The organism is Marivirga sp. (assembly GCF_024636815.1).
Taxonomy (GTDB): domain Bacteria; phylum Bacteroidota; class Bacteroidia; order Cytophagales; family Cyclobacteriaceae; genus Marivirga.
This window is the reverse complement of sequence record NZ_JAGXGF010000225.1, coordinates 1-11,264: the sequence shown is the minus strand read 5'-3', so window position 1 is coordinate 11,264 and position 11,264 is coordinate 1. Positions and strand designations below refer to the sequence as shown.

The window sequence follows — 11,264 nt, the reverse complement described above, 5'->3', positions numbered from 1 at the left end:
TTGACTAGGGTAGGAATTTTGAGATAGCTTCCTAGAAGCCAAATGATTAATGTCCGGCATTTGCAATGTCTGACATAAGCACGGATTAATTAAACCACAGAGAACTCAAAGTTATACTCAGAGTTTCACAAAGATGGAATATTGGTTTATATACAACCCCTCATCCGCCAGCTGGAGGAAGAGCAGCAGTGAGTGTAATAAATTAGTAGTCTGCCTAAGAAAATCACCTTGTGCGACATATGTCGAGAATTGATAAGAAAATTGAAATTCAAAACTGGCTAGCAGCAGTTCCCTATTCCCCTCCTTTTTTTTAAGGAGGGGTGTCCGTAGGACGGGGTGGTTCACCCTCATCTAACACCCCGCATTCCCTCATAGCTTCTATTATCCAAACTACTTTCTTTAATATTTCCCAAGGTAGCTTCTGCTCCAATGTTGAGTAAAGCATCGAAAACACCTAAATATGGAATAAAAGGTTCTTTTAGTTGCGGATACTCTTGAGGAATAAATTCCTGGAAAGAGACTTTTATATCATGCTCATTAAAAGCATTTTCAGCCTTTTCATTATTCAAATAATCAAAGGCGCCTTTAGGACTCAAATAATGATTAAGCTCCAAATGATTCGCAATATCTATAATTCCTTCCTCTTTCTGTCCTTTATGAATATTGAGTTCGCTGGAGCGAATAAATTTGGTATTGATATTTAAGCTTTTAGCTACTAATTCAATCAAATAGATATTCAAGTCCGCAAGTTTATCAAATTGCTGACTGTAGATACTTTCAATAAGTCCACTATATTCTTCAAAAAATGCCGCTTTCTTATAATTCTGAACAATCGATTTTAAATGCTTTTTGCTCCAATTCTGATTATTGTCAATCATCACATCCTTAATCAATAAATCATCGTGATGAGTCGTTTTTTTAACCGGTACACTTAAGTATAATTCTCCTTGCGGTGATTTAATTTTATTACGGCTTTGCCATGATTGCCTGACAAATTGCACATCATCATAAAAAACAAAATAATCAGCCTGGCGAATGAGATCAAAGTAACCCAACCACGGAATATAGGTAGGCTGCATGATGACTAAAGTCTTTTCTTTTATGTTCTCCATCCTGTAATTAATCAATCATATCATCTTTCAAGGGCGTTCCTCTTTGAAAATCACCACTAAAATGCTTACCCACTATTTGCGAGAAATATTTTGGATGCATCCCCAAACCAGGTCTTAGCACTTTTATGTTTTTCTGTGTTAGCTCCTCTCCTTTCTTCACATCCTCTGTAATGAATATGGAGCGTTTAAATTTGCTCGCATTTTCCATTCTCGGGCTCATTTCCAGCCCTCCACTACCCATGGCTTTTTCCATATTTCGAATTTCCTGTACTAAGAGTGTAAAATCCTGAGGGTCAAGAGAAAAATCTTTATCTAAACCATCCGCATTTTTATCTAAAATGAAGTGTTTCTCAATAATTTTAGCACCTAATGCGGTAGCGCCCAAAGGCGCAGTCAGCCCTAAGGTATGATCAGAAAGACCAATGATAGTATTGTATTTTTCAGCTAAGGTGGTGATCGCTTTTAAATTGACTTCTTCCAAGGGTGTAGGATAAGCGCTAGTGCATTTTAATAAAGCTATTTGTTTATTCCCTTCCTCAAAACAGGTTTTTAGCGCTAAGTCAATATCTTCTTCAGTAGCTGCACCTGTTGAAATAATAATGGGTTTCCCGGTCTTGGCCACCGCCCTGATCAGTGGAATATCATTAATCTCCAGTGAAGCAATTTTATAGGCTGGAACATTAATACTTTCCAACTGATCCACGATTTCAGGATGAAAAGGAGAAGAAAAGAAATCCAGGCTTAAAGATTCGGCTAATTCTTTCAGTTTTTGATGCCATTCCCAGGGAGTTTGGCCTTTTTTATAAACATCATAAAGTTTACCTCCTGCCCATGGACTATCTTTTCGGGTTTTGAACCATTCCAGATCGCTATCTAAAGTCATCACATCGGGCGTATAGCTTTGGATCTTTACGGCATCTGCTCCCGTTTTGGCTATGGCCTCTATGGATTTTGCTGCTAATTCAAAGCTCCCTTCATGATTGGCTGAAAGCTCTGCTATAATATAGACTGGCTGATTTTTTCCGATAAGCCGTTTATTAATTGAAAATTGCTGCATTCTTTTATGTTTTCTTCGACTACAAATTTTCTGAAAAGAAATTTAAGCCTATTCTGGAAGCAATGTTTTTTGCTTTCATTTTTTTTCCAATCTTTTTACTACTGTATTAATAGATTTCATTTTTCCCCTTTAGTTTCGGTATAATAAGCGCGTTTACTCGAATGATAATATATCTTTTTTACAAAACTATAATCTTTACGGGCAATGATTATAAATTTTTAAGGATAATCTTTGCCGTTTTTTCAGCCATATCAGGACTATATCTAAAATCATTAAAAAGATTAACTACTTGGGAATGAAATTTTGATGCATTTGGTGCTTCTGTATCACTGAAAAGATTGGCAACCGGAGCATAATGATTACTGGCAAATAAATCCTGCTCAAATAGAGCTGCTAAAATGCGAGCTGGCTGCTGTACTTTTATGTTAAAGCGCCAATTCTGAAAGGAATCTGCTAACTTAATCTCATTTGGCAAGAGTTCATCATATATTTCATTGATGATTTTCTTATGAGAAAGAGCGGCTTCTGTTTTCAGCATTAGCATTTCACGGTATTCTTCAAAAGAAACAGCAGGTTTTTGCCCATTCAACCAATCTGTTTTGGGTACATTTATTTTAGTGCTATGATTAATTGCCTCTCTGAAAATATTTTGTAATTCATCATGCTTAGTTTCATCAAAATCAATCAGAACCCTGTTATAGTCTACTTTTCCATTCAAGATTCCATAACCTCCCCAATCTAATTCTGCAATTTTAGAATATCCAGTGCTGTATAAAGTTAAATCTGCTTTTGTAGTAGGCTTTTCAAATGACGGAACTGACAAACACTGGTCATCCACAAAAAACAAATTTTTATTTATGGACTTTACTTTTTCTATTAATGGGACAATGTTTTCCTGATTATTGCCGTAAGTTCTTACCCAAATTACTCCTGTATATTTTTGAGGGTCTTTTTGTAAAGTCTCTAACAATTGATCTTGCTCCATAGTCAGGTGCTTTAAATCAATATCAATAAATTCAGGTGTAGCACCCGCCTTTATGATAGTGGCAGGCACTATAGGGCAAATATTGGCCGGCATTAGTACTTCCCCTTTACCTAATTCTTTAAAAATATTGAAAAGAATGTAAGAGGCTCTTTGCTCATATACTATCGTTTGACTATCCATTTTGATCATAAAAGGAGGTTAATGCTCTTTCCATTTCTTCTATAATTGAACTTTCAATACGTATCTGATTACTGTTTTTCAATTCAGGTATGTTCCGTTCTTTATTGGCCTCTACCTGTATCTTTTGTTCAGTAAAGAACTTATTAAGTTCGGTAAGTTTCACCTTCGGATTATTAATTAATTCTTCAAATGACAATCGATAAACCTTTTCTGCAGCTACATTATTTAGGCTATGCTCTATATATTTTTCTCCATAATAGACTTGCTCTGCTATCTGAACTTGCGGAGATTTTTCCTTCACAGACTCAAATTCAGGTGGTTCAATTCCAAACCATTGATTTTCATCTCCAAAAAGTTCTAATCTTGACTCATAAGTTGATTGCATCACAAACAAAGGTTCTCTTTTAATATATAAAAACACTGCTTCAGGAAATAATAGATGCAAAGTCTCGATCTGAAAATTAACCTGATGCAAATTTTTAAAAAGCCACGCATTCCCTCCCAAAGACTGCATTCCCTTTATGAGTTGTTGAAATGCTTGATCATCAATACTCGCTTTCTTAAAATCCTTATGATAGGATTTCCAGGGAAACCAATGTCTCCAGAAACAACCAAATTCATGGGGACCGGAAAGTCCTTCAGTATAACCCAGTTTAGATTTGAAATTCTGAGAAGGCTCAAATTTTAAATTGTTTTGTAACACCAGACCCGTTAAAGGTGCATTCCAAAATCTGGCTATAAAATTTGATGGATAATTGAAATTAAATTGATTAAGCAGTAGCTGATTAAAAACAGTAGTTCCTGAACGTTGCAAGCCAATGATAAAAACAGGTGTTGGCTCAATATTTTCCTCAATATCCTTGAGAATAGCTTGATCTACACTTCCTAATTCCTGATTCATCAAAGCCAGATACTTCTCAGAAAAAGCATCCTTTTTAAATTTATCTTGTCTATTTTGATCCTGCATGCCTTTTAATTCAATACATCATTAATAATGGATGACACTTTAGCAGCTCCATCAGTGGCTACTAAACTATGGAATTTATTAACCTTTTCATGATTTGAAGGATCATTTTTAAAGGCTTGAATCTTATTTAATATTTCCTTTCGACTTTGATTAGCTACCATTTTTAGATGATGCACCAAATTATTTTCCTCACAATAGCGAACTGTTTTCTCTTCTCTTTCTCTGGAAGGACTGATAATCTGCAAGCTATTTAATGTTGCCAATTCCCAAATGGTAAGTCCACCGGAAGTGATGGCATATTTAGCTCCAGCCATTAAAAACGGCATTTGGGGCGTATTAATATGAAGTTCAGCTTGTAAATGAGCATTTTCTTCAATAAAATGCTTAATCTGTTCTAAATCCGGATTCAAAGCACCACATACTACTATGAGCTTTTCAAATAGCCTAGGAGATTCTCCTAAAATTTGTAGAAAATGCAGAGTTTGATTTCGGATATCAGCGCCTCCAAAAAAAAGTAAGGCAACCTCTTCCTTTTCCTCAAATTGCTTTAAATCCTGTTTATTAATTTCATCAAAATCATCATTTAAAATCACATATTCTGGTCCTCTTAAAAGATGTGTGTGTTCGGCTACGTTATATTCCAAATCAAAGGCTCTGATATTCTGATTCAAAACAATATCAGCTTGAAATTCATTTTCTCCAGTGAAATCAAAGTACATCACTTTAATTCCGTATATAGATTTAATTTTTTGCTGAAGATCTAATTTATAGAGCTCAGGATTGTCATGATCGATAATAAGGATGGTGGCACCATTATTTCCCAACTTTAAAAAGTAATCATCCAGTAATTCTTCTTCCTTAATATAATCCGCGTAATTCACTACTGCTATATTATCTCCTTCCAGGCGCTCTTCTAATTGCGGATTAAGCTTTTTAGATAAAAAGGTAATCTGAAAATTAAGTTTTTGCAGTTTTAGAGCCAAAATCTGACAACGAAGTAAATGCCCCGTTCCTATTTTGGCATTTGCGTCCGTTCTAAATACTGCTTGCTTACTCATCGCTTACTTTTTATTCAATAATTGATATTTTAATTCAGCAAGAGCCCAGTCTTCAGCTGTATCAATATCCTGAACCTCATTTATACTTTTTTCTATATACCCACTCTTATTCATAAACAGCCTTTTTTGTTGCTTAAAACTTTCAGGATCAAACCAATACCATTGGCCTGCATCATGATAGGCTTTAGGTAAATCCTGAGAACGTGATCTGGCAAATTCAGGCCAATTCATTTCTACTTGATCTTCTTCATTTACTTTTAAACTACGCCATATAGGATAATCAAAAGCTACAACAGGAAAAACGGCCTCCAAAGCTTCCTGTTTAATTTTATTGAATCCTTTTTTTATATCTTCAGATTGAGCTAAAACAGCAGTAGGGTAAATACAACAGGCCCAATCAAATTTCGCATCATACTTTTCTAAAACCTCCTCTATGCAATCTGCAGTGGTAGCAAAATCGTTTGCATTTTTTCCTGATCGCATAAATGGAATATTGGCCTTATACTTTTTTGCAATATTAGCTATCTCTTCATCATCTGTGGACACCATAATTTCATCAAACAACTGAGATTCTGCAGCTAACTGAATGGCATAAGCAATAATTGGCTTAGCTAAGAAGGGCTTAATGTTTTTTCCGGGGATTCTTTTACTTCCCCCTCTGGCAGGAATGATGCAAATGTTAGCCATTGTAAAAAGTTTTTATGGTTTCGATTACAAAATTCTGCTCCTCATCTGTTAAACCAGGATACATCGGAATGCTAATGCAGTTTTTATAATAATTTTCTGCATGAGGGAAATCACCTTGTTTCCAACCTTGCGATTGGTAATAAGGCATTAAATGCAAAGGGATATAATGAATCTGAGCATAAATATCGTGTTCCCTTAAATAATTGAATAACCCATATCGATCATCCACTTCCAATACATACAAATGATAAGCATGACCATCCACTAAGCCTGAATGACCCTTGATAAAATCTTGCCCCTCAAATGCTTCATTATACTTTTTAGCGATTTCAATTCGCTTTTTTAATCCTTGATCCGCTTTTTCTAACTGACTCAAACCCAATGCAGCATGAATGTCCGACAAGCGGTAATTATACCCTAATTCCTGCATTTCCATATACCATGCCGGCCATTGGCTGTTATCGTCTGGAGATTGTGCTATTGCTAATTCCATTGAATTTTGAAATTGATCACTATCCTTAGTAATGCCGTGGGTTCGGAGTATCAATAACTTTTCATACAATGACTTATCATTGGTTGTGATCATTCCACCTTCACCGGCTGCAATATGTTTCACCGGATGAAAGGAAAAGATAGCTAAATCTGCAAATTGACCATTCCCGCAATTTTGTTTTTGATCATTAGCATCTACAAAATAGCCTCCTGGTGAATGACAAGAATCCTCAATAATCCAACAATTATATTGATCCGCTAAGTTTTTAAAGGCTTCCATATCTACTGCTCTGCCGGCAAAATCAACCGGAATAATCCCAACAATATCTGAATCCTTTTCTAATAATTTTCTAACCGAATCAATATCAATCAAATAGGTCTTAGGGTCTATATCTGCAAAAAGGACCTCTCCTCCGCAATATTTTACGCAATTAGCTGATGCAGCAAATGTAATGGGGGTAGTGATCACCTTCTGACCCGCTTTAAGGTTAAGAGCTAAGCAATTTAAATGCAGCGCTGCGGTACCATTTGCTACGGCTACAGCATATTTTGAGCCAATATATTCAGCAAAAGCCGTTTCAAAAGCTTTAACTTTCGGGCCTTGTGTCAGGAAATCTGACTTAAGCGTTTCAGTAACTGCATCGATATCTGCTTGCGAAATAGATTGCTTTCCGTAAGGAATAATATTTTTACTCATATCTCAAATGTAGAATCAACATATTCTTTAATAAGTGCTCTTAAGCTACTTACTGTCTCCCATTCCTCATTTTCTTTAGAATTGTATTGAAATCCTTCCGGAACTTTAACGGCATTAAATTCTTTTTGAAAATCATCAATCTTCCATTTATGCTTAGGGGGTAAAATGGTATAATATTTCCCTAAATCCCATGTGTAATAAGAATCTGAGCTTGATATCATTTCTTCATGAATTTTCTCTCCCGGTCTGATTCCAACCACAGGCTTTTCACAATTCGGACCTATAGCCTCTGCAACGTCTTGTATTTTGTATGAAGGTATTTTAGGGACAAAAATTTCTCCTCCCCAGGCATGTTCCAGAGCATGCATAACCATATCCACTCCCCCTTGCAAAGTAATGTTAAAACGAGTCATATTTGGATCAGTGATGGGTAATACTCCCTCTTTCTTCTTATTTAGAAAAAATGGAATCACAGAACCATTTGAGCCCATAACATTACCATATCTCACAACCGAGAATCGTATTGGATTCCAGCCTCTAATATTATTGGCCGCAATGAACAACTTATCCGAAGTGAGTTTAGTGGCTCCATATAAATTAATAGGGGCACATGCCTTGTCTGTCGAAAGTGAAACGACACGCTCAACATTAGTATCTAAGGCCGCATTAATTACATTTTGTGCACCATTCACATTAGTTTTCACGCATTCTTCAGGATTATATTCAGCTAGGTGAACATGCTTCATAGCGGCTGCATGAATTACATAATCGACATGTTTAAATGCTCTCATCAATCGATCTTGATCCCGCACATCACCTAAGAAGAATCTTATGTTAGGAAATTTTTCATTAGGATACTCCTGCGCCATCTGGAATTGCTTTTGTTCATCTCTTGAAAAAATGATAAGCTTTTTAACATCCGGATAATTCGTAAGGATATGAGCTGTTAATGCTTTACCTAAAGATCCTGTACCACCAGTAATTAAAATCGTTTTATCTGTTAACATGAAATGTTCTGTATTTAGCTTTTCAAAGATAGTTTAGAAATTTTAATAACTAAGGGAAATGGCTTTAAAGATAGAAAGTGCAGGGAATAAAGAAAAGTAGGGAAACTAGATCTCATTAATCAATGAGCTAAATATTTGGTTTCTTTTTTAAGTTCTAAGTCGTGGATTTTAAGTAAAGTCCATAAGAAAGGAGATAAAACCTAAACAAGCCAACTGGTTAATGCCTGAAATAAGCACGCCAAATAAATACTTTCCCATTAGGGGACTATAGGAGCTTTCACTTCATCCAACACCCTCCACCCATCACCCCTCATCCTTCTTAAATAACTTCTTAATCTTATTAAACAGCCCTTTCCCTTCTTTTCCATCTTCATCAAAATCTTTACTTTTCTCCTTATCAGGATTTGTAAATAGCTTCTTGAAAAAACCATCTTCTTTTACCGGTGGGCAGTCCATTAATCGCTCTGCTTTATCAGACAGAGGTCGAAAATGACTTTTGCTGTATTGATTTAAACTTGCATCTGCATTTACCTTTTGCATCCATAAGCCAAAAATCGGTAAGGCAGAATTAGCTCCCTGCCCTATTGAAGTACTTCTAAAGCCTATGCTGCCATTATCAGAACCCGTCCAGCTGATGGTGACCAGATTGGGCAATAAGCCCACAAACCAGCCATCTCTATTATTCTGTGTAGTCCCTGTTTTCCCGGCTATATCATTCTTTAATTTATATCGCCAACGTAATCGAGATGCAGTACCAGAATTTACCACTTCCTGCATCATATCCAACATCATCTCCTGATTGAGAATTGAAAAAGCTTGCTCATATTCAATTTCAGATTCAAATTCTGCTAATACCTTTCCAGATGCATCCGTGATCTTTTTTATAAAATAAGGTTCTGATGATTTCCCTTCATTCAAAAAAGAAGAATAAGCCGTGGCCATTTCGAGCAGGCTCAGCTCGGCTGTTCCTAATGCCAGAGAAGCCACTTCCGGTAAATCAGATTTTATGCCTACCTCTTTCGCTAAATTCATAACTGATGAAATGCCAGTTTCCTCTAAAATCTTAACAGAAACCGTATTCATGGATTTCCTTAAAGCTTCCTGCATATTGACATTGATGTAAGTATAATCTTCTCCATCGCTATTAGTCGGCTTCCAACCTTCCAGGTTATCATATGCCACCGCATTAGCAGGGAAATAATCACAGGGTTTCACACCCTTTTCCAGCGCAGCCATATAAACCAATGGTTTAAAAGTAGAACCTACCTGTCTCTTACTTTGCACTACATGATCATATTTAAAATATTCAAAATCAATTCCTCCTATCCAGATTTTAATAGCTCCCGTCTGTGGTTCCATAGCTACAAAGCCTGCTTGCAAGGTCTTAAGTGAATGTTGAATGCTATCGATTACACTCATGGTCTTCACATCACTACCGGACCAGTCAAAAACCTGCATCTCCTTCTTCTCATTCAATATTTTTCGAATCTCTTCCTCAGACTTTCCTTGAATCTTTAAGGCTTTATAATGGTGCGACCGTTGGATGTACTGCTCATAAATTGTTTTCTTTCTCCAGGGGGCCAGATTGCCCCAGTTTTGCTCAAAAGCCTTTTGCAAGTTCTGCATATGGGTCTTCATGGCTGACTCGGCATGAAGCTGCATTTTTCTATTAAGAGTGGTGTGGATTTTCAAGCCATCACCATAAATATCAATCGATTTCCCGCTTTCTTTCTCATAATCCTCTGCCCATTTCACCAATTTCTGTCGTACTTGTTCTCTAAAGTATGGAGCGATTCCCTCATCTGCCTTCACCGGTTGATAATCTAACTTTATGTCTTTTGAAATTGCATTTTGATGCACTTCCTCGCTGATTTTATCGTATTTCTTCATCTGAGAAAGCACTATATTTCTTCTTTCAATGCTGTTTTCAGGAAATATTCTAGGGTTATAAGTATAAGTTGCTTTCAAACTACCCACCAATATGGCCGATTCATCCAAGCTCAATTTATTGACCGACTTATTAAAAAAAGTTTGTGAAGCTGCTTCTATGCCAAAAGTATTATCGGGAAAACTAACCGTATTAAGATATAGTGTGAGTAAATCTTCTTTGGAATAAATTTCCTCTAAACGCTTTGCAATTATGGCTTCTTTGATTTTGATGGCTAAAATCTCAAGTTTATTGGAATATTCCCTTGGAAACAGATTTTTAACCAGCTGTTGAGAAAGCGTACTCCCTCCTCCTCCGGAGCGGTCTTGCAAAATGACGGTCTTGATTAAAACCCTTAAAAGACTTCTATAATCAACACCCGAATGCTCGAAAAAGCGCACATCTTCTGTTGCCACCAAAGCATCGATCAAATGCTGCGGCAATTCTTCATACTCTACATTAGAACGATAATTTCGGTAAAGAAAACCGATGTTCTCTCCTTTCTCATCCAGTATTTCTGTAGCCTGAGCATTTTTAATATTGGAGAGTAATTCATCATCCGGCAATTTCCCGTATAAGCCTGCTTTAATGCTAAAGAAAAATAATATTAAGAGTAATAATCCTCCTCCTGCGATAAGAGAGGATATTTTAATGATTCTATGTTTTAAAGTCTTTTTTTGGTTCCTTTTTGGCATGCTAATCTATTATCCTGCGAAGAACGGAAAATCCCACTAAAAAGTGTAATACTTTAGCAAAAGAAATAAAGTGAGGTGAAGCCTTACCTAAAAAATAAAAAATCAAAGAAATTAGAGCCCTGAAAGGTGGTGGTATTACGCCCTTTCAGGGCTCTTTCATCTCCGCATTTATAGGTAGGGCTTCACCCTACCTTAAGATATTTCAGCCCTTCGGGCCTATAATAATTACAAAATTTATGCAGTTAACTTGCTATAATTGCCTGAAAAATAAGTTATACCTTTAATAAAAATCTGTTTTTTTAATTGCTTTTGCATTAAGTGCCTTGTATTCCCCTCCTCTTAGTCCTGAAAGGACGTCATATCATAACACAGGGTGTAGACCTGTGATATGATACAAGCG

9 protein-coding genes are annotated in these 11,264 nt (G+C 36.3%); all 9 read right to left on the bottom strand.

The features are described 5' to 3' along the window. Positions 1-347: 347 nt before the first annotated feature. A complete protein-coding gene (locus Q0L29_RS15895) occupies positions 348-1,112 on the bottom strand; it encodes a WbqC family protein (RefSeq protein ID WP_296623237.1) in 765 nt (254 codons plus the stop codon). 7 nt (positions 1,113-1,119) lie between these two features. Then, complete coding sequence (pseI, locus tag Q0L29_RS15890) at positions 1,120-2,169, bottom strand: pseudaminic acid synthase (RefSeq protein WP_296623235.1); 1,050 nt, start codon at positions 2,167-2,169, stop codon at positions 1,120-1,122. A gap of 208 nt (positions 2,170-2,377) precedes the next feature. Beyond that, complete coding sequence (locus tag Q0L29_RS15885; RefSeq protein ID WP_296623234.1) at positions 2,378-3,343, bottom strand: hypothetical protein; 966 nt, start codon at positions 3,341-3,343, stop codon at positions 2,378-2,380. Next, positions 3,327-4,301, bottom strand: a complete 975-nt coding sequence (locus Q0L29_RS15880) for a sulfotransferase (protein WP_296623232.1) — start codon at positions 4,299-4,301, stop codon at positions 3,327-3,329. Before Q0L29_RS15880 ends, Q0L29_RS15885 begins: the two co-directional genes overlap by 17 nt. A 5-nt stretch (positions 4,302-4,306) precedes the next feature. Continuing rightward, positions 4,307-5,359, bottom strand: a complete 1,053-nt coding sequence (gene pseG, locus Q0L29_RS15875) for a UDP-2,4-diacetamido-2,4,6-trideoxy-beta-L-altropyranose hydrolase (RefSeq protein WP_296623230.1) — start codon at positions 5,357-5,359, stop codon at positions 4,307-4,309. 3 nt (positions 5,360-5,362) lie between these two features. Continuing rightward, on the bottom strand, positions 5,363-6,046 hold the full coding sequence (gene pseF / locus Q0L29_RS15870) for a pseudaminic acid cytidylyltransferase (RefSeq protein WP_296623228.1): 684 nt from the start codon (positions 6,044-6,046) through the stop codon (positions 5,363-5,365). Beyond that, positions 6,039-7,235, bottom strand: a complete 1,197-nt coding sequence (gene pseC / locus Q0L29_RS15865; RefSeq protein WP_296623226.1) for a UDP-4-amino-4,6-dideoxy-N-acetyl-beta-L-altrosamine transaminase — start codon at positions 7,233-7,235, stop codon at positions 6,039-6,041. The genes pseF and pseC overlap by 8 nt, the downstream gene beginning before the upstream one ends. Beyond that, on the bottom strand, positions 7,232-8,242 hold the full coding sequence (pseB, locus tag Q0L29_RS15860) for a UDP-N-acetylglucosamine 4,6-dehydratase (inverting) (RefSeq protein ID WP_296623224.1): 1,011 nt from the start codon (positions 8,240-8,242) through the stop codon (positions 7,232-7,234). Before pseB ends, pseC begins: the two co-directional genes overlap by 4 nt. Positions 8,243-8,545: 303 nt before the next feature. Beyond that, on the bottom strand, positions 8,546-10,864 hold the full coding sequence (locus Q0L29_RS15855) for a penicillin-binding protein 1A (protein ID WP_296623222.1): 2,319 nt from the start codon (positions 10,862-10,864) through the stop codon (positions 8,546-8,548). Positions 10,865-11,264: the final 400 nt, after the last annotated feature.